18 protein-coding genes are annotated in these 18,330 nt (G+C 68.9%); 8 read left to right on the forward strand and 10 right to left on the reverse strand.

Translation table 11 applies throughout. The features are described from left to right. Positions 1 to 40: 40 nt before the first annotated feature. The 8 genes from ACFVV1_RS17255 to ACFVV1_RS17290 are packed head-to-tail and all read right to left on the reverse strand — an operon-like array spanning position 41 to position 6,650. Entirely contained in the window at positions 41 to 394 is a 354-nt protein-coding gene (locus ACFVV1_RS17255) for a metal-sulfur cluster assembly factor (RefSeq protein WP_389990031.1), read from the reverse strand. After that, the gene (sufU, locus tag ACFVV1_RS17260; protein ID WP_148834121.1) at positions 391 to 846 is read right to left on the reverse strand and encodes a Fe-S cluster assembly sulfur transfer protein SufU; all 456 of its coding nucleotides are present in this window, start codon (positions 844 to 846) and stop codon (positions 391 to 393) included. The genes ACFVV1_RS17255 and sufU overlap by 4 nt, the downstream gene beginning before the upstream one ends. A gap of 26 nt (positions 847 to 872) precedes the next feature. Then, positions 873 to 2,129, reverse strand: coding sequence for a cysteine desulfurase (locus ACFVV1_RS17265; RefSeq protein WP_389990032.1), 1,257 nt, complete (start codon positions 2,127 to 2,129; stop codon positions 873 to 875). Beyond that, positions 2,126 to 2,890, reverse strand: a complete 765-nt coding sequence (sufC, locus tag ACFVV1_RS17270) for a Fe-S cluster assembly ATPase SufC (protein WP_389990033.1) — start codon at positions 2,888 to 2,890, stop codon at positions 2,126 to 2,128. The genes ACFVV1_RS17265 and sufC overlap by 4 nt, the downstream gene beginning before the upstream one ends. A 7-nt stretch (positions 2,891 to 2,897) precedes the next feature. Beyond that, entirely contained in the window at positions 2,898 to 3,215 is a 318-nt protein-coding gene (locus ACFVV1_RS17275; RefSeq protein ID WP_389990034.1) for a bifunctional 3-phenylpropionate/cinnamic acid dioxygenase ferredoxin subunit, read from the reverse strand. Next, on the reverse strand, positions 3,215 to 4,432 hold the full coding sequence (gene sufD / locus ACFVV1_RS17280; RefSeq protein ID WP_389990035.1) for a Fe-S cluster assembly protein SufD: 1,218 nt from the start codon (positions 4,430 to 4,432) through the stop codon (positions 3,215 to 3,217). The genes ACFVV1_RS17275 and sufD overlap by 1 nt, the downstream gene beginning before the upstream one ends. Positions 4,433 to 4,491: 59 nt before the next feature. Beyond that, complete coding sequence (gene sufB, locus ACFVV1_RS17285) at positions 4,492 to 5,913, reverse strand: Fe-S cluster assembly protein SufB (protein WP_093899511.1); 1,422 nt, start codon at positions 5,911 to 5,913, stop codon at positions 4,492 to 4,494. Beyond that, positions 5,910 to 6,650: a helix-turn-helix transcriptional regulator gene (locus ACFVV1_RS17290; RefSeq protein ID WP_389990036.1), complete on the reverse strand. Its 741-nt coding sequence runs from the start codon at positions 6,648 to 6,650 to the stop codon at positions 5,910 to 5,912. The genes sufB and ACFVV1_RS17290 overlap by 4 nt, the downstream gene beginning before the upstream one ends. A 136-nt stretch (positions 6,651 to 6,786) precedes the next feature. Here ACFVV1_RS17290 and ACFVV1_RS17295 point away from each other — a divergent pair, with 136 nt between their 5' ends. The 3 genes from ACFVV1_RS17295 to ACFVV1_RS17305 all read left to right on the forward strand — a co-directional run bounded on the left by ACFVV1_RS17295 (position 6,787) and on the right by ACFVV1_RS17305 (position 9,605). Beyond that, the gene (locus tag ACFVV1_RS17295; RefSeq protein WP_389990037.1) at positions 6,787 to 7,713 is read left to right on the forward strand and encodes an ABC transporter ATP-binding protein; all 927 of its coding nucleotides are present in this window, start codon (positions 6,787 to 6,789) and stop codon (positions 7,711 to 7,713) included. Further along, entirely contained in the window at positions 7,710 to 8,495 is a 786-nt protein-coding gene (locus ACFVV1_RS17300) for an ABC transporter permease (protein WP_389990038.1), read from the forward strand. Before ACFVV1_RS17295 ends, ACFVV1_RS17300 begins: the two co-directional genes overlap by 4 nt. Before the next feature lie 96 nt (positions 8,496 to 8,591). Then, the gene (locus ACFVV1_RS17305) at positions 8,592 to 9,605 is read left to right on the forward strand and encodes a heme A synthase (protein ID WP_389990039.1); all 1,014 of its coding nucleotides are present in this window, start codon (positions 8,592 to 8,594) and stop codon (positions 9,603 to 9,605) included. 138 nt (positions 9,606 to 9,743) lie between these two features. On the opposite strand, the gene ACFVV1_RS17310 is transcribed toward ACFVV1_RS17305, so the two are convergent. Next, complete coding sequence (locus ACFVV1_RS17310) at positions 9,744 to 10,100, reverse strand: hypothetical protein (RefSeq protein WP_389990040.1); 357 nt, start codon at positions 10,098 to 10,100, stop codon at positions 9,744 to 9,746. 98 nt (positions 10,101 to 10,198) lie between these two features. Continuing rightward, positions 10,199 to 11,152: a heme o synthase gene (locus tag ACFVV1_RS17315; protein WP_389990041.1), complete on the reverse strand. Its 954-nt coding sequence runs from the start codon at positions 11,150 to 11,152 to the stop codon at positions 10,199 to 10,201. A gap of 412 nt (positions 11,153 to 11,564) precedes the next feature. On the opposite strand from ACFVV1_RS17315, the gene tkt reads away from it, so the two are divergent. The 5 genes from tkt to pgl are packed head-to-tail and all read left to right on the forward strand — an operon-like array spanning position 11,565 to position 18,216. Next, a complete protein-coding gene (gene tkt / locus ACFVV1_RS17320) occupies positions 11,565 to 13,652 on the forward strand; it encodes a transketolase (protein WP_389990042.1) in 2,088 nt (695 codons plus the stop codon). Between the two features lie 34 nt (positions 13,653 to 13,686). Beyond that, positions 13,687 to 14,865, forward strand: coding sequence for a transaldolase (gene tal / locus ACFVV1_RS17325; RefSeq protein WP_389990043.1), 1,179 nt, complete (start codon positions 13,687 to 13,689; stop codon positions 14,863 to 14,865). 5 nt (positions 14,866 to 14,870) lie between these two features. Further along, positions 14,871 to 16,403, forward strand: coding sequence for a glucose-6-phosphate dehydrogenase (gene zwf / locus ACFVV1_RS17330; protein WP_389990044.1), 1,533 nt, complete (start codon positions 14,871 to 14,873; stop codon positions 16,401 to 16,403). Next, the gene (gene opcA / locus ACFVV1_RS17335) at positions 16,400 to 17,437 is read left to right on the forward strand and encodes a glucose-6-phosphate dehydrogenase assembly protein OpcA (protein ID WP_389990045.1); all 1,038 of its coding nucleotides are present in this window, start codon (positions 16,400 to 16,402) and stop codon (positions 17,435 to 17,437) included. The genes zwf and opcA overlap by 4 nt, the downstream gene beginning before the upstream one ends. Continuing rightward, the gene (gene pgl / locus ACFVV1_RS17340; protein ID WP_389990046.1) at positions 17,434 to 18,216 is read left to right on the forward strand and encodes a 6-phosphogluconolactonase; all 783 of its coding nucleotides are present in this window, start codon (positions 17,434 to 17,436) and stop codon (positions 18,214 to 18,216) included. The genes opcA and pgl overlap by 4 nt, the downstream gene beginning before the upstream one ends. Positions 18,217 to 18,330: the final 114 nt, after the last annotated feature.

Below are 18,330 nucleotides of genomic sequence, written 5' to 3' on the forward strand. Positions count from 1 at the left end.
GGCCCCCGGCAGACGCCGGGGGCCGTTCGTCGGTGATGCCTCAGACGTTGAAGCCGAGCGCGCGCAGCTGCTCGCGCCCGTCGTCCGTGATCTTGTCCGGGCCCCACGGCGGCATCCAGACCCAGTTGATCCGCAGCTCGCTGACGATGCCGTCGGTCGCGGACTTCGCCTGGTCCTCGATGACATCGGTCAGCGGGCAGGCCGCGGACGTCAGGGTCATGTCGAGGGTGGCGATGTTGGCGTCATCGATATGGATGCCGTAGATCAGGCCCAGGTTGACGACGTCGATGCCCAGCTCGGGGTCGACGACGTCGTACAGGGCCTCGCGGACCTCCTCCTCGGAGGCCGGCTTGGTCGTGAGCTCCTCGTTGGATGTCACCGTGTTGTCGCTCATGCCGTCTTCCCTTCGGACAGCGCTTTCGCCGTCGCGTCCTTCCACGCCATCCAGCTCAATAGCGCGCACTTGACCCGGGCCGGGTACTTCGAGACACCGGCGAACGCGACCGCGTCCTCCAGTACCTCCTCCATCGCGTCGTCCGGCTCCAGCTGGCCCTTCGACTGCATCAGCTCCAGGAAGGTCTCCTGGATCTTCTGCGCCTCGCCCAGTTCCTTGCCGACCAGCAGGTCGTTGAGCACGGATGCGCTGGCCTGGCTGATGGAGCAGCCCTGACCCTCGTACGACACATCGGCGATGGTCTCGCCGTCGTACTTCACCCGGAGAGTGATCTCGTCGCCGCACGTCGGGTTGACGTGGTGCACCTCGGCGTCGCCGTCCCGCAGGCCACGCCCGTGGGGGTGCTTGTAGTGGTCCAGGATCACTTCCTGGTACATGGAATCAAGCTTCACCAGTCAACCCTCAGCCGCTCTGCGTATTAACCGAAAAAGTTCCGTACGTGTTCCAGTCCGTCCACCAGGGCGTCGACCTCGGCGGGCGTGGAGTACAGGTAGAACGACGCTCGCGTCGTCGCAGGAATTCCGAACCTCAGGCAGACCGGCCGGGCACAGTGGTGTCCGACCCGGACCGCGATGCCCTGCTCGTCGAGCACCTGGCCCACGTCGTGCGGGTGGATGTCGCCGAGCGTGAAGGAGATCGTGGCGCCGCGGTCCTCGGCCGTCGCAGGACCGATGATCCTGAGGTCCGGGACCTCCAGGAGCCGCTTCACCGCGTACTGGGTGATCGCGTGCTCGTGCTGGTAGATCTTCTCCATGCCGATCGCCGACAGGTAGTCCACGGCCGCGCCGAGGCCGACGGCCTGCGCGATCGGGGGCGTACCGGCCTCGAACTTGTGCGGCGCGGGGGCGTACGTCGACGAGTGCATCGACACGGTCTCGATCATCTCGCCGCCACCGAGGAACGGCGGCAGGTCCTCCAGGAGCTCCTGCCGTCCCCAGAGCACGCCGATGCCGGTCGGGCCGACCATCTTGTGACCGGTGAAGGCCACGAAGTCGGCCTGCAGCGCCTGCACGTCGAGCACCATGTGCGGGGCGGCCTGCGAGGCATCGATGCAGACCAGCGCGCCGACCTGCTGGGCGCGGCGGATGATCTTCTCGACCGGGTTGATCGTGCCCATGATGTTGGAGACCAGGGTGAAGGTGACGATCTTCGTCTTCTCCGTGATGATCTCGTCGATGTTGGACAGGTCGAGGCGGCCGTCGTCGGTGATGCCGAACCACTTCAGCTTCGCGCCGGTGCGCTGCGAGAGCAGCTGCCACGGCACGATGTTGGAGTGGTGCTCCATCTCCGTGGTGACGATCTCGGTTTCGTGGTCCACCCGGTAGGGCTCATCGGCCCAGCCGAGCATGTTGGCCACGAGGTTGAGCGACTCGGAGGCGTTCTTGGTGAAGATCACCTCGTTGCGGCTGGGCGCGTTGATGAACGCGGCGATCTTGTCACGGGCGCCTTCGTACAGCGCCGTGGCCTCCTCCGCGATCGTGTACACGCCGCGGTGCACGTTGGCGTTGTGCCGCTCGTAGTACTCGTTGAGGGCATCGAGGACCTGGCGCGGCTTCTGCGACGTCGCCGCACTGTCCAGGTAGACGACCTTCTTCCCGTCGTGGACCGTACGGTCCAGGAGGGGGAAGTCCTTGCGGATCGACTCGGTGTCGAGGAGGCCCGGCAGCTGTGTCACGCGGAAGCGCCACCCTTCACATATGCCTCGTAGCCCTCGTTCTCCAGCTTGTCGGCAAGTTCGGCGCCGCCGGACTCGGCGATGCGGCCGTTGGCGAAGACGTGCACGAAGTCGGGCTTGATGTAGCGGAGGATCCGCGTGTAGTGCGTGATCAGCAGGGTGCCGACCTCGCCGGTCTCGCGGACCCGGTTGACGCCCTCGGAGACGATGCGCAGGGCGTCGACGTCCAGACCGGAGTCGGTCTCGTCGAGGATCGCGACCTTCGGCTTCAGGAGCTCCAGCTGGAGGATCTCGTGGCGCTTCTTCTCACCGCCGGAGAAGCCCTCGTTGACGTTGCGCTCGGCGAACGCCGGGTCCATGTGGAGCCGGCCCATCGTCTCCTTGACCTCCTTCACCCAGGTACGCAGCTTGGGCGCCTCGCCGCGGACGGCGGTGGCGGAGGTGCGCAGGAAGTTGGAGACCGAGACACCGGGGATCTCGACCGGGTACTGCATCGCGAGGAACAGACCGGCGCGGGCGCGCTCGTCGACGGTCATCTCCAGGACGTCCTCGCCGTCCAGGGTCACCGAACCGCTGGTGATCGTGTACTTGGGGTGACCTGCGAGGGAGTACGCGAGGGTGGACTTGCCGGACCCGTTGGGGCCCATGATGGCGTGGGTCTCGCCCTGCTTCACGATCAGGTCGACGCCCTTGAGGATCTCCTTCGTGGCGTTGTCGGCCTCGACGGAGACGTGCAGGTCGCGGATTTCAAGCGTTGCCATGGGTGACTCAGGACTCCTGGGTGACGGAGACGAGCACATCGTCCCCTTGGATCTTGACGGGGTATACGGGGACGGGGCGCGTCGCGGGAAGGCTGGACGGCTTGCCGGTGCGGAGGTCGAAGCTGGAGCCGTGCAGCCAGCACTCGATCATGCAGTCCTCGACCTCTCCCTCGGACAGGGAGACGTTCGCGTGCGAGCAGATGTCGTTGATCGCGAACACCTCGCCCTCGGTGCGGACGACGGACACCGGGACGCCGTCGAGCTCCACCCGCTTCGGGGTGTCGTCCTCCAGCTCACTCAGCGCACAGGCTTTGACGAAGGCCATCAGACGGAAGCCTTCAGCTCGGTCTCGATCTTGTCGAGCAGCCGCGCCTCGACGTCCGGCAGGCCGATCTGCTGGACGAGCTCGGCGAAGAAGCCGCGTACGACGAGGCGGCGGGCCTCCCCGGCCGCGATGCCGCGGGACATCAGGTAGAAGAGCTGCTCGTCGTCGAAACGGCCGGTCGCGGAGGCATGGCCGGCGCCCACGATCTCACCGGTCTCGATCTCCAGGTTCGGCACCGAGTCGACCCGCGCACCGTCCGTCAGGACGAGGTTGCGGTTCATCTCGTAGGTGTCGGTGCCCTCGGCCCTGGCCTGGATGAGGACGTCACCGATCCACACCGCGTGTGCGCCGTCGCCCTGGAGCGCGCCCTTGTAGGCGGCGTTGGACTTGCAGTGCGGGGTGTTGTGGTCGACCAGGAGGCGGTGCTCCTGGTGCTGGCCCTTGTCGGTGAAGTACAGGCCGAAGAGCTCGGCCTCGCCGCCGGTGCCCGCGTAGCTGACACGCGGGTGGAGACGGACCAGGTCACCGCCGAAGGTGACGACGATCGACTTGAACGAGGCGTCCCGGCCGACCAGCGCGTTGTGCTGGCCGACGTGGACCGCGGTCTCGTCCCAGTCCTGCACGGAGACGACGGTGAGCTTCGCGCCGTCACCGAGGACGTATTCCACGTTGGCGGCGAGCACCGCGTCACCGGTGTGGTCGATGACGACGACGGCCTCGGCGAAGGCACCCAGCTCGACGACCTGGTGGCCGTAGGCCACGCCGCCCTCGCCGTGCACCGCGATGCGGATCGGCTCGGTGAGCACGGCCTCCTTGGCGACCGTGACGACGGACGCCTGCTCGAAGGACGTGTACGCCTGGGCGGCGACGCGGTCCACCGGGGTGCCGGCCCTCCCGAGCCGGGAGTCGTCGCGGCCGACGGTCTCGACCGTGACGCCCTCGGGGGCCTCGATCGCGACCTTCACGGCGCCGCCGGTGGCGACGGCCGTGCCGTCGTGCAGTCCGCGCAGCCGCTCCAGCGGCGTGAACCGCCACTCCTCCTCGCGGCCGTGCGGGACCGGGAAGTCCGCGACGTCGTAGGACGGGGGCGCGCTCATGCGCGTGGCGACGGTCGACTCGGCGGCCACCGCGATGGCCCCGGTGGTGGTGGACCCCGCCGGAGGGGGCCCCCCCGCTCGAGCGGAGCCGAGAGTGGGGGAGTTCTGAGCCTCAGCCATGGCTGTCGTAGTGCTCGCTTTCTCTGTCAAAAGTCGGGGAGTTCGGTCGTCCGGCCGTGCTAGCCGACCGAACCCTCCATCTGCAGCTCGATCAGCCGGTTGAGCTCAAGTGCGTACTCCATCGGCAGCTCCTTCGCGATCGGCTCGACGAAGCCGCGCACGATCATCGCCATCGCCTCGAACTCCGTCAGACCGCGGCTCATCAGGTAGAAGAGCTGGTCCTCGGAGACCTTGGAGACGGTTGCCTCGTGCCCCATCGACACGTCGTCCTCGCGGACGTCGACGTAGGGGTAGGTGTCGGAGCGCGAGATGGTGTCGACCAGCAGCGCGTCACAGAGCACGTTGGACTTCGCGCCCGGCGCGCCCTCGCCGATCTCGATCAGACCGCGGTAGGAGGTACGGCCACCGCCTCGCGCCACCGACTTGGAGACGATGTTGGAGGAGGTGTTCGGCGCCATGTGGACCATCTTGGCGCCGGCGTCCTGGTGCTGGCCCTCGCCCGCGAAGGCGATGGACAGGGTCTCGCCCTTGGCGTGCTCGCCCATCAGGTAGACGGCCGGGTACTTCATGGTGACCTTGGAGCCGATGTTGCCGTCGACCCACTCCATGGTGGCGCCCTCGTAGGCCACGGCGCGCTTGGTGACCAGGTTGTAGACGTTGTTCGACCAGTTCTGGATCGTCGTGTAGCGGCAGCGGCCGCCCTTCTTCACGATGATCTCGACGACCGCGGAGTGCAGCGAGTCGGAGGAGTAGATCGGCGCGGTGCAGCCCTCGACGTAGTGGACGTAGGCGTCCTCGTCGACGATGATCAGCGTCCGCTCGAACTGGCCCATGTTCTCCGTGTTGATACGGAAGTAGGCCTGCAGCGGGATGTCGACGCGGACACCCTTGGGGACGTAGATGAACGAGCCACCGGACCACACGGCCGAGTTCAGCGAGGCGAACTTGTTGTCGCCGACCGGGATGACGGTGCCGAAGTACTCCTTGAAGAGCTCCGGGTGCTCCTTCAGCGCGGTGTCGGTGTCGAGGAAGATGACGCCCTGCTCCTCCAGGTCCTCACGGATCTGGTGGTAGACGACCTCGGACTCGTACTGCGCAGCGACACCGGCGACCAGGCGCTGCTTCTCCGCCTCCGGGATGCCGAGCTTGTCGTAGGTGTTCTTGATGTCCTCGGGCAGGTCCTCCCAGGACTCCGCCTGCTTCTCCGTGGACCGAACGAAGTACTTGATGTTGTCGAAGTCGATGCCCGACAGGTCGGAACCCCAGTTCGGCATGGGCTTCTTGTCGAAGAGCCTGAGGCCCTTCAGGCGCAGCTTCAGCATCCACTCGGGCTCGTTCTTCTTCGCCGAGATGTCGCGGACGACATCCTCGGAGAGCCCGCGCTTGGCTGCGGCGCCTGCCGCGTCGGAGTCGGCCCAGCCGAATTCGTACGTGCCCAGACCCTCGAGCTCAGGGTGGGCAGTCTCCGTGGGGAGCGTCATGCGGGGTTCCTCCCGGCCGTGCTTGCAGATACTGAATGGGTGGTCTGTGGTGCTGCGTGGCCGCTGCGCGGAATGTACGTCGTACACACACCGTCGCCGTGGGCGATGGTGGCCAGACGCTGCACATGGGTCCCGAGGAGGCTGGAGAAGAACTCCGTCTCCGCCTCGCACAGCTGCGGGTACTGCTCGGCGACATGGGCGACCGGGCAGTGGTGCTGGCACAGCTGCTCGCCCTGCTGCGGGCCGGGCGCGCTACGCGCGGTAGCAGCGTACCCGTCGGCCGACAAGGCCTTGGCCAAGGCCTTGGTCCGCGCCTCCGGGTCCGCGGCCTCGACCGCCGCGCGGTACGCCTCGGACTGGGCCGCGATCCTGGCCCGGGCGAAAGCGACGACCGCCTCGTCGCCCGAGGTCTCGGCGATCCAGCGCAGCGCGTCCGCGGCGAGCTTGTCGTAGGACTGGTCGAAGGCGTCCCGCCCGCAGTCGGTGAGGGCGAACACCTTGGCCGGGCGGCCCCGGGTCCGCGCGCCGTACACCCGCTGTTCGCGGGCCTCGACGACACCGTCGGAGACGAGGGCGTCGAGATGGCGGCGTACCGCGGCCTGGGTCAGGCCCAGGCGCGTGGCCAGCTCGGCAACCGTGGACGGGCCGTGGTCCAGGATGGAGCGCGCGACACGGTTGCGCGTCGAGCGCTCTCCGGTCGCGAGTTCCTCCTGCGGAACCTCGCCAACGTATTTCACAACGCCATTGTTGCGTAATTCATCTCGCCCTGACAACCACGGTCCGGAACGATCTACGGTGCGGTTCATCACTTAGGGTCACCTAATGCGCCCCCGGGACACGGGCGTTTCCCGCCCCTGCCTAGACTTACCGGCCATGAAGAGCGAGTCCGTCGTACAGGTCCGTGGCCTGGTAAAGCGGTACGGCCCCAAGACCGCTGTGGACGGCCTCGACCTGTGTGTACGCACCGGCGCGGTCACCGCCGTCCTCGGCCCCAACGGCGCCGGCAAGACCACCACCATAGAAACCTGCGAGGGCTACCGCCGTCCGGATGGCGGGACGGTACGGGTCCTCGGCCTCGATCCGGTCGCCGACGCCGCGCGGCTCCGCCCCCGGATCGGCGTGATGCTCCAGTCGGGCGGCGTCTACTCCGGGGCGCGCGCCGACGAGATGCTCCGCCACATGGCGAAACTCCATGCCCATCCGCTGGACGTCGACGCCCTGATCGAGCGCCTCGGCCTCGGCAGCTGCGGCCGGACGGCCTACCGCCGGCTCTCCGGCGGCCAGCAGCAGCGGCTCGCCCTGGCGATGGCCGTCGTCGGCCGCCCCGAGCTGGTCTTCCTGGACGAGCCGACCGCCGGCCTCGACCCGCAGGCCCGCCGCTCCACCTGGGATCTCGTACGGGAGCTGCGCGCCGATGGCGTGTCCACCGTCCTGACCACGCACTTCATGGACGAGGCCGAGGAGCTCGCCGACGACGTCGCTGTCATCGACGCGGGCAAGGTCATCGCCCAGGGCAGCCCGGAGACGCTCTGCCGCGGCGGCGCCGAGAACACCCTGCGCTTCACCGGCCGCCCCGGTCTCGACCTCGGCTCCCTGCTGAAGGTGCTGCCCGACGGCACGGAGGCGGCCGAGCTCACCCCGGGCACGTACCGCATCACCGGCGACGTCGGCCCGCAGTTGCTGGCCGCCGTCACCTCCTGGTGCGCGCAGCACGACGTGATGCCGTCCGGCATCTCCGTGGAGCGGCACACTCTGGAGGACGTCTTCCTGGAACTGACCGGCAAGGAGCTGCGCGCATGAGCGCCGGTACGTACACCCCGCGGCCGGGCGCCGCCCCGCTGTCCCGCATGATCACCACGCAGACCGCGCTGGAGACGCGGATGCTGCTGCGCAACGGCGAGCAGCTGCTGCTGACCGTGATCATCCCGACGCTGCTGCTGGTGCTGTTCAGCGCGGTCGACATCGTGGCTGTGCCCACTGAGACGATGGGGGCCGCGGGCAAATCAGTGGACTTCCTGGCGCCCGGTATCCTCGCGCTCGCCGTGATGTCGACGGCCTTCACCGGCCAGGCCATCGCCACCGGCTTCGAGCGGCGGTACGGGGTGCTCAAGCGGCTCGGTGCCTCGCCGCTGCCCCGCTGGGCCCTGATGACCGCCAAGACTCTCTCCGTGCTGGTCACCGAGGTACTGCAGGTGGTACTGCTGACGGTCATCGCGTTCGCGCTGGGCTGGTCGCCGCACGGCAACCCGTTCGCCGTCCTGATGCTGCTCGTGCTCGGCACCGCGGCCTTCTCCGGGCTCGGGCTGCTGATGGCCGGGACGCTGAAGGCGGAGGCGACGCTCGCCGCGGCCAATCTGGTCTTCCTGCTGCTGCTGGTCGGCGGCGGCGTCATCGTGCCGCTGGAGAAGTTCCCGGACGCGGTCCAGTCGGCGCTGGGGCTGCTGCCGATCGCGGCCCTGTCGGACGGGCTGCGCGACGTACTGCAGCACGGCGCGTCGATGCCGTGGAGCGACCTCGGCATCCTCGCGGTGTGGGCGGTGCTCGGGCTGGGCGCGGCGGCGAAGTTCTTCCGCTGGGAGTGAGATTCCCTCCGCCGGAAGTGAGCCCGCGGATGCGCTCCGTCGACGTTTCGGGTAACTCGTCCCCCTCGTGAAAGCTTGCACAAGCCGCCGCCTACGATGGTGCGCGTGCCTAAGCTGACCCGAGCCGAAGTCGCTCAAGCCGTGCGGAACCCGCTCCCCTACATCGCCGAGCGATGGACTCCGTCCCCCCGCACGGTCCGCCGTGCGGCCATGTCGGCCGTCGTCATGGCCGTGATCATCGTCGTGACCGGCGGCGCCGTACGGCTGACGGGCTCCGGCCTGGGCTGCCCGACCTGGCCCAAGTGCACCGACGAGAGCCTCACGGCGACGAGCGCGATGGGCTTCCACGGCGCCATCGAGTTCGGCAACCGGATGCTGACGTACGTCCTGTGCGCGGCCGTCGGGTGGGCGATCATCGCCGCCCGGTCCGCGAAGCCCTGGCGGCGCGGTCTCACCCGGCTCGGCTGGGTGCAGTTCTGGGTGGTCATGGGCAACGCGGTGCTCGGCGGCATCGTGGTACTGGTCGGCCTCAACCCGTACACCGTCGCGGCGCACTTCCTGCTCTCCACGGCACTGCTCACCGTCGCGATGGTGACGTGGCAGCGGGTCCGTGAGGGCGACGCGGCGCCCCGGCCGCTGGTGGGCAAGGCGGTGTCCCAGCTGACCTGGCTGCTCGCGGTCGTGGCGGGGCTGCTGATCGCGGTCGGCACGGTCGTCACCGGCGCCGGACGGCACGCGGGTGACTCCAGCGACGTCCACCGCATTCCGATCGACTGGAAGATGATCACGCAGCTGCACGCCGATCTGGCCTGGGCCGTGGTGGCGCTGACCGTCGCCCTCTGGTTCGTACTGAAGGCCGTGGACGCGCCGATCGGCCCGCTGCACCGCACCCGTGATCTCTTCCTGGTGCTGCTGGGGCAGGGGCTTGTCGGGTACGTGCAATATTTCACCGACACGCCGGAAGTACTGGTCGGACTGCACATGTTCGGCTCGTGCCTCGTGTGGATCGCGGTCGTGCGGGTGCTGCTGTCACTGCGGGAGCGCCCGGTGGACGTCGACGCGGCGCCCGGCCCCTCCGCCGAGCAGCCGGAGCCGGTCACGGCGGGCTGAGCGGGGGATAACGGCGGGCGCCCGGGCGGACGCCCCTCATACATACGTCGATCGCCGGACGGGCCTGTGCATCAGGCCGTCCGGCGATCGACGTTTCGACGTATGTATGAGGGCCCGTCTGCTTGAGGGCCCGTGAGGTCACGCCTTGTTCGCCGGACCGCCGACCTGAATGCCGGCCATCCGCGTCCACTCGTACGGGCCGGTGCGGACCTTCGCGGCGAACTCCCCGTCGAAGGACTCGTGCATCGTGATCCCGGCCTTCCGAGCGGCGCTCTCGGCGACCGCGTACGACGGGGCGACCAGATCGCCCCAGCCGCCGTCCTCGCCCACGAGAACGATGCGGGTGCCCAGCTGCCCGATGTAGGCGAGCTGTCCCTCCGCACCGCCGTGCGCCTTGGCGAAGGCACCGATCTGCTTGGCGAGCTTCGCCGCCCTGCGCTCCGCGCGGGCCGCCTGCTTGCCGCTCTCCACCTGGGTCTCTGCCGTCTCTGCCATACTCAAGATGCTACCGACGGGTAGATCAACGTGCGACGGGCGGGGCACGTGGCCTGGGCCACGTGCCCCGCCCGTCGGCAGGTGTCGGTGAAGCGGGACTACCTCAGGAAGGGGTCGACCGCCACGGCGACGAAGAGCAGCGAGACATAGGTGATCGACCAGTGGAACAGCCGCATCTCCTTGAGCTTCCCGCCGGTCACCCCGGCCTTGGCCCGGTGGAGCAGGCCGTGGGCCTCCCAGAGCCAGAACCCGCCGGTCAGCAGCGCCACCGCCGTGTAGAACCAGCCGGTGTAGCCGAGCGGGGTGAGCAACAGCGAGACCGCCACCATCACCCAGCTGTAGACGACGATCTGGCGGGCCACCACCCGGTTGGAGGCGATGACCGGGAGCATCGGGACACCGACGCGGGCGTAGTCGTCCTTCACCTTCATCGACAGCGGCCAGTAGTGCGGCGGCGTCCAGAAGAAGATGACGGCGAAGAGGATGACCGCGGCCCAGGACATCGAGTTGGTCACGGCGGACCAGCCGATGAGGACCGGCATGCAGCCCGCGATGCCGCCCCAGACGATGTTCTGCGAGGTGCGGCGCTTCAGCAGCATCGTGTAGACGACGACGTAGAAGAGCAGCGCACCGAGCGACAGCGCCGCCGACAGCCAGTTGACCAGCAGTCCGAACCAGACCGTGGAGATCACCGCGAGGGCGATACCGAAGGCCAGGCACTCACGCGGGCTCACCATTCCGGTGACCAGCGGACGCTGCGACGTACGGTCCATCAACGCGTCGATGTCGCGGTCGATGTACATATTCAGCGCGTTGGCACCGCCCGCGGAGAGATATCCCCCGATGGTGGTAGTGAGAACGAGCCACAGATCGGGTACACCCTGAGCGGCAAGGAACATCACCGGAACAGTGGTGATCAGCAACAGCTCGATGATCCGAGGCTTGGTCAACGCCACGAATGCCTTGACACGGGCCCCGAACGGGCGATGGCCCCCTGGGCTGGGAGTCAAGGCGACCCCTGCGGGTCGGGACTCGACGGCCGTCACGCACACCCCTGACAGAGAAATCCCAGCAAGCTCCGGGCGTGAAGGCCCAGTAAAGACTTGCGCGAACCAGACCACTGTAGACGTTGGGGACAGGCCGCCCTTCGCGGGGGTGGGGTCGTGTTGAAGTGGCGCAGAGGTAAAGGGACGTGCTCATCAAAGTGGCATATGAGGGGCCTCGCTCACCGGGTGGCACATAAGTGGAAGGACACGCTCATCGGAGGGCTCGGACGGGGTCGGACGCGCTCATCGGAGGGCCCAGAAGTGAGCCGTCGCGCTCATACGGGAGGCGAACTCCGCGGACCACCCGCACCCTGGAAAGCAGCCGGAAAATGCACGTTCCGACGGGGGTAGGCTCGACAGCGCCCGGTGCGGTCACCAGTCACCGGTTTACAACAGTGGAGAGGAGCCCTGACTCAGGGTGAGCACCAAGCCGACCACCACAGACCTCCAGTGGACCGAATTGGACCAGCGGGCCGTGGATACTGTCCGCGTCCTTGCCGCCGACGCCGTACAGAAGGTCGGAAACGGCCACCCGGGCACGGCGATGAGCCTGGCTCCCGCCGCGTACACCCTCTTCCAGAAGGTGATGCGGCACGACCCCGCCGACGCGGAGTGGACCGGTCGCGACCGGTTCGTGCTCTCCGCGGGGCACAGCAGCCTGACCCTCTACATCCAGCTCTACCTGGCCGGGTACGGCCTGGAGCTCGATGACCTCAAGGCCTTCCGTACCTGGGGCTCGAAGACTCCCGGTCACCCGGAGTACGGCCACACCACCGGCGTCGAGACGACCACGGGCCCGCTGGGCCAGGGTGTCGCCAACGCGGTGGGCATGGCGATGGCCGCCCGTTACGAGCGCGGCCTGTTCGACCCGGAGGCGGCCCCCGGCACCTCCCCGTTCGACCACATGATCTGGGTCATCGCGGGCGACGGCTGCCTCCAGGAGGGCATCTCCGCGGAGGCGTCCTCGCTGGCCGGGCACCAGAAGCTCGGCAACCTGGTCCTGCTGTGGGACGACAACCACATCTCCATCGAGGGCGACACGGAGACCGCGGTCTCCGAGGACACCCTGAAGCGGTACGAGGCGTACGGCTGGCACGTCCAGCGCGTCGACCAGCTGCCCAGCGGCGACCTGGACCCCGCGGGTCTGTACGCGGCGCTGCAGGCCGCCAAGGCCGAGACCGAGCGCCCGTCGTTCATCGCGGCCCGCTCGATCATCGCCTGGCCCGCCCCGCACGCCCAGAACACCGAGGCCTCGCACGGCTCGGCACTCGGTGACGAAGAGGTCGCCGCGACGAAGAAGGTCCTCGGCTTCGACCCGGAGAAGTCCTTCGAGGTCTCCGACGAGGTCATCTCCCACACCCGTGAGGCGCTGGACCGCGGCCGCGAGGCCAAGGCCGAGTGGGAGAAGTCCCTCGCCGCGTGGCGCACCGCCAACCCGGAGCGCGCCGCCGAGTTCGACCGGATCTCCGCGGGCGAGCTGCCCACGGGGTGGGAGGACAGGCTCCCGGTCTTCGAGCCGGGCCACAGCGTCGCCACCCGTGCCGCCTCCGGCAAGGTGCTCCAGGCTCTCGGCGAGATCGTCCCCGAGCTGTGGGGCGGCTCCGCCGACCTGGCGGGCTCGAACAACACGACGATCGACAAGACGTCGTCGTTCCTCCCGGCGGGCAACCCGCTGCCGGGCGCGGACCCGTACGGCCGCACGATCCACTTCGGCATCCGCGAGCACGCCATGGCCGCCGCCATGAACGGCATCGCGCTGCACGGCCACACCCGTATCTACGGCGGCACCTTCCTGGTGTTCTCCGACTACATGCGCAACGCCGTGCGTCTGTCCGCGCTGATGCACCTGCCGGTGACCTACGTGTGGACGCACGACTCCATCGGTCTCGGCGAGGACGGCCCGACCCACCAGCCGGTGGAGCACCTGGCCTCGCTGCGTGCCATCCCGGGCCTGAACATCGTCCGCCCGGCCGACGCGAACGAGACCGCCGTCGCCTGGCGCGAGATCCTGCGCCGCTACACCAAGGTGTTCGGCAAGGGAGCCCCGCACGGCCTGGCGCTGACCCGCCAGGGCGTGCCGACGTACGAGGCGAACGAGGACGCGGCCAAGGGCGGCTACGTGCTCTTCGAGGCCGAGGGCGGCGACGCCCAGGTCCTCCTCATCGGTACGGGCTCCGAGGTGCACCTCGCCGTCGAGGCGCGCGAGGAGCTGCAGGCGGCCGGCATCCCGACCCGGGTGGTCTCGATGCCGTCGGTCGAGTGGTTCGAGGAGCAGGACCAGGCGTACAAGGACAGCGTTCTGCCGCCGTCCGTGAAGGCCCGGGTCGCGGTCGAGGCCGGTATCGGTCTGACCTGGCACCGGTACGTCGGAGACGCCGGCCGGATCGTCTCGCTGGAGCACTTCGGTGCCTCGGCCGACGCCAAGGTCCTCTTCCGTGAGTTCGGGTTCACCGGCGAGCACGTCGCCGCCGCCGCGCGGGAATCTCTCGCCGCCGCCACGCGCTGACGCCGTTATACGACAAGTAGGAGATGCAATTCTCATGACAGACGCACTCAAGCGCCTCTCCGACGAGGGCGTGGCGATCTGGCTCGATGACCTGTCGCGCAAGCGGATCACCTCGGGCAACCTCGCCGAGCTGATCGACCAGCAGCACGTCGTGGGCGTCACCACCAACCCGTCGATCTTCCAGAAGGCGATCTCGCACGGAGTGGGGTCTCCCCGCTCGGGCGCAGCCGGGAGTGGGGATGGATACGAGCAGCAGCTCGCCGACCTCGCCACCCGCAAGGTCACCGTCGACGAGGCCGTCCGCATGATCACGACGGCCGATGTGCGGGACGCCGCGGACATCCTGCGTCCGGTCTACGACGCCACGGACGGCCAGGACGGCCGGGTCTCCATCGAGGTCGACCCGCGGCTGGCCCACCACACCGACGCCACCGTCGCCGAGGCCAAGCAGCTGGCCTGGCTGGTGGACCGGCCCAACACGCTCATCAAGATCCCGGCGACGAAGGCCGGTCTCCCGGCGATCACCGAGGTCATCGGAAAGGGCATCAGCGTCAACGTCACGCTGATCTTCTCGCTGGAGCGCTACCGCGAGGTCATGGACGCCTACCTGGCGGGTCTGGAGAAGGCGAAGGCCGCGGGCCTGGACCTGTCCAAGATCCACTCGGTGGCTTCGTTCTTCGTGTCCCGCGTGGACACCGAGATCGACAAGCGGCTCGACGCGATCGGCACCGACGAGGCCAAGGCGCTCAAGGGCAAGGCGGCACTCGCCAACGCCCGGCTCGCCTACCAGGCGTACGAGGAGGTGTTCGGCTCCGCCGACGAATCGACACAGCCGTCGGACCGCTGGGCCGCCCTGGACAAGGCGCACGCCAACAAGCAGCGCCCGCTGTGGGCCTCGACCGGTGTCAAGGACCCCGCGTACAAGGACACCCTGTACGTCGACGACCTGGTCGCCCCCGGCACGGTGAACACCATGCCCGAGGCCACCCTGGACGCCACCGCGGACCACGGACAGATCACGGGCAACACCATCGCCGGCACCTACGAGCAGGCGCGTGCCGAGCTCGACGGCGTCGCGAAGCTCGGGATCTCCTACGACGACGTCGTCCAGCTCCTCGAGGACGAGGGTGTCGAGAAGTTCGAGGCGTCCTGGATCGACCTGCTCAACTCGACCGAGGCGGAGCTCAAGCGCCTCGCCCCTTCGGAGGGCTGACCACCTTGTCTGGTGTTCCCGGAGCCAACCCGCTTCGTGACCCTCAGGATCGACGGCTCCCGCGCATCGCGGGGCCGTCGGGCCTGGTGATCTTTGGCGTCACGGGCGATTTGTCCCGTAAAAAGCTGATGCCCGCCATCTACGACCTGGCCAACCGCGGCCTGCTCCCGCCGGGCTTCTCACTCATTGGTTTCGCGCGCCGCGAGTGGCAGGACGAGGACTTCGCACAGGAGGTCCACGACGCCGTCAAGCAGCACGCCCGTACGCCGTTCCGCGAAGAGGTCTGGCAGCAGCTCATCCAGGGGATGCGCTTCGTCCAGGGCAACTTCGACGACGACGAGGCCTTCGAAACGCTGAAGGCCACGATCCAGGAGCTCGACAAGGCACAGGGCACGGGCGGCAACTTCGCCTTCTATCTGTCCGTGCCGCCGAAGTTCTTCCCCAAGGTCGTCCAGCAGCTCAAGAAGCACGGGCTCGCGGACCAGAAGGAGGGTTCCTGGCGGCGTGCCGTCATCGAGAAGCCCTTCGGCCACGATCTGAAGAGCGCGCAGGAGCTCAACCAGATCGTGCACGATGTGTTCCCGCCCAACGAGGTCTTCCGGATCGACCACTACCTGGGCAAGGAGACGGTCCAGAACATCCTGGCGCTGCGGTTCGCCAACACGATGTTCGAGCCGATCTGGAACAGGTCGTACGTCGACCACGTCCAGATCACGATGGCCGAGGACATCGGCATCGGCGGCCGGGCCGGCTACTACGACGGCATCGGTGCCGCCCGTGACGTCATCCAGAACCACCTGCTCCAGCTGCTGGCGCTGACGGCCATGGAGGAGCCCGGCTCCTTCCACCCGAAGGCCCTGGTCGCCGAGAAGCTCAAGGTGCTCACGGCGGTGGAGCTGCCGGACGACCTGGGCAAGCACACGGTGCGCGGCCAGTACGCGCGCGCCTGGCAGGGCGGCGAGGAGGTCCTCGGCTATCTGGAGGAGGACGGCATCGACCCCAAGTCGACGACCGACACCTTCGCCGCGATCAAGCTGACGATCAACAACCGCCGCTGGGCGGGCGTGCCGTTCTACCTCCGTACCGGAAAGCGGCTCGGCCGCCGGGTCACGGAGATCGCGGTCGTCTTCAAGCGCGCCCCGTATCTGCCCTTCGAGTCCGGTGCGACGGAGGAGCTGGGCGGCAACGCCCTGGTCATCCGGGTCCAGCCGGACGAGGGCGTGACCGTGCGGTTCGGCTCCAAGGTGCCCGGCACCTCGATGGAGGTCCGGGACGTCACGATGGACTTCGCGTACGGCGAGTCCTTCACGGAGTCCAGCCCGGAGGCGTACGAGCGGCTCATCCTCGATGTGCTGCTCGGCGACGCCAACCTGTTCCCGCGGCACCAGGAGGTCGAGCTCTCCTGGAACATCCTCGACCCGATCGAGAAGTACTGGGACAAGCACGGCAAGCCCGCGCAGTACCCGGCGGGCACCTGGGGCCCGGCCGAGGCGGACGAGATGCTCGCACGAGACGGACGGAGCTGGCGTCGGCCATGAAGATCGATCTCACGGAGACCACTTCCAGCAAGATCAACCAGGCGCTGGTGTCGGCCCGCCGGGCCATCGGCACCCCGGCCATCGGCATGGTGCTGACCCTGGTCATCGTCACCGACGAGGAGAACGCGTACGACGCGCTCAAGTCGGCCGGCGACGCCTCGCGCGAGCACCCCTCGCGGATCATCGCGGTGATCAAGCGGGTCAGCCGCTCGCCGCGCAGCCGCCGGGACGCCCGGCTCGACGCCGAGGTGCGGGTCGGCTCCGACGCGGGTACCGGCGAGACCGTCGTCCTGCGTCTCCACGGCGAGCTGGCCAACCACGCCCAGTCGGTGGTCCTGCCGCTGCTGCTGCCGGACGCCCCGGTCGTGGTCTGGTGGCCCGAGGACGCACCCGACGACCCGGCGAAGGACCCGCTGGGCGCGCTCGCCCAGCGCCGGATCACGGACGCGTACTCCTCGGAGCACCCGAGCGACGAACTCGCGGTCCGCGCCCGGTCGTACACCCCGGGCGACACGGACCTGGCCTGGACCCGCATCACGCCGTGGCGCTCCATGCTCGCGGCCGCGCTCGACCAGCAGGACGTCGAGGTCGTCGCGGCGACGGTCGAGGGCGAGTCGGAGAACCCGAGCTGTGAGCTGCTCGCCATGTGGCTCGCCGACCGGCTCAAGGTTCCGGTGGAGCGCACCCGGTCCGACGGCCCCGGTCTGACGGCCGTGCGGATGGCGACCAAGAACGGTGTCATCGTCCTGGACCGGCCGGACGGTTCGCTGGCCACGCTCTCGATGCAGGGCCAGCCCGACCGTGCGGTGGCGCTCAAGCGGCGGGAAACCTCCGAGCTGCTCGCCGAGGAGCTGCGGCGCCTGGACCCGGACAACACCTATGCGGCGACGGTGAAGTTCGGCGTGGAGAAGCTCGGCGGGCCGGCGGAGCAGAAGCCTGCCGAGCCCAAGTCCGCCGAGCCGAAGTCCGGCGGGACCGCCGCCGCCCCGGCCGCCGCCAAGAAGACGGCGGCCAAGAAGGCGGCGACGAAGTGAGTGCCCCTCAGCTTGTCGTGCACCGCGACAAGGAGCTGATGGCGCAGGCCGCCGCGGCCCGGCTGATCACGAGGATCGTGGACGCCCAGGCCGCCCGTGGCTACGCCTCGGTGGTCCTCACCGGCGGGCGCAATGGCAACGGCCTGCTGGCCGCCCTCGCCGCCGCGCCCGCCCGGGACGCGATCGACTGGTCGCGGCTCGATCTGTGGTGGGGCGACGAGCGGTTCCTGCCGGAAGGCGATCCGGAGCGCAACGTCACGCAGGCCCGAGAGGCCCTGCTGGACTCGGTGCCGCTGACCCCGTCCCGAGTGCACGCGATGCCCGCCTCGGACGGCCCCTGCGGCAATGACGCCGAAACGGCCGCGGCCGCGTACGCCGAGGAACTGGCCGCGGCGGCCGGTCCGGAGGACCACGGTCCGGTGCCGACGTTCGATGTGCTGATGCTGGGCGTGGGTCCGGACACGCATGTCGCGTCGCTCTTCCCGGAACTGCCTGCGGTACGGGAGACCGAGCGCACCGTCGTCGGTGTGCACGGCGCCCCCAAGCCGCCGCCCACCCGGGTCTCGCTCACGCTGCCCGCGATCCGGGCGGCGCGCGAGGTGTGGCTGCTCGCCGCGGGTGAGGACAAGGCGGAGGCAGCGGAGATCGCGCTCTCGGGTGCCGGGGAGATCCAGGCCCCGGCGGCCGGTGCGTACGGACGCAGCCGCACCCTGTGGCTGCTGGACGCGGCGGCGGCCTCGCGGCTGCCGCGTGCGCTGTATCCGCCGGCCTCTCCCTGAGCGGCCGTCAGTACCGTTGTGCCCGGGCCCGGTTCGCTCCCTGGAGCGGCCGGGCCCGCGGCGTGAAATGGCAGGGAGCCCGGCGCGCCGTATCCCGACGACCCGGATTTTCGT

This window comes from Streptomyces sp. NPDC058092, from assembly GCF_042884935.1.
GTDB lineage: Bacteria > Actinomycetota > Actinomycetes > Streptomycetales > Streptomycetaceae > Streptomyces.

What these genes read in the sequence shown, in the direction of transcription:
- sufC (WP_389990033.1), bottom strand. Translation starts at nt 2,890, where the DNA reads ATGGCAACGCTTGAAATCCGCGACCTGCACGTCTCCGTCGAGGCCGAC.
- opcA (WP_389990045.1), top strand. Translation starts at nt 16,400, where the DNA reads ATGAAGATCGATCTCACGGAGACCACTTCCAGCAAGATCAACCAGGCG.
- sufD (WP_389990035.1), bottom strand. Translation starts at nt 4,432, where the DNA reads ATGGCTGAGGCTCAGAACTCCCCCACTCTCGGCTCCGCTCGAGCGGGG.
- ACFVV1_RS17255 (WP_389990031.1), bottom strand. Translation starts at nt 394, where the DNA reads ATGAGCGACAACACGGTGACATCCAACGAGGAGCTCACGACCAAGCCG.
- ACFVV1_RS17305 (WP_389990039.1), top strand. Translation starts at nt 8,592, where the DNA reads ATGGTGCGCGTGCCTAAGCTGACCCGAGCCGAAGTCGCTCAAGCCGTG.
- ACFVV1_RS17275 (WP_389990034.1), bottom strand. Translation starts at nt 3,215, where the DNA reads ATGGCCTTCGTCAAAGCCTGTGCGCTGAGTGAGCTGGAGGACGACACC.
- sufB (WP_093899511.1), bottom strand. Translation starts at nt 5,913, where the DNA reads ATGACGCTCCCCACGGAGACTGCCCACCCTGAGCTCGAGGGTCTGGGC.
- ACFVV1_RS17310 (WP_389990040.1), bottom strand. Translation starts at nt 10,100, where the DNA reads ATGGCAGAGACGGCAGAGACCCAGGTGGAGAGCGGCAAGCAGGCGGCC.
- ACFVV1_RS17295 (WP_389990037.1), top strand. Translation starts at nt 6,787, where the DNA reads ATGAAGAGCGAGTCCGTCGTACAGGTCCGTGGCCTGGTAAAGCGGTAC.
- tal (WP_389990043.1), top strand. Translation starts at nt 13,687, where the DNA reads ATGACAGACGCACTCAAGCGCCTCTCCGACGAGGGCGTGGCGATCTGG.
- ACFVV1_RS17300 (WP_389990038.1), top strand. Translation starts at nt 7,710, where the DNA reads ATGAGCGCCGGTACGTACACCCCGCGGCCGGGCGCCGCCCCGCTGTCC.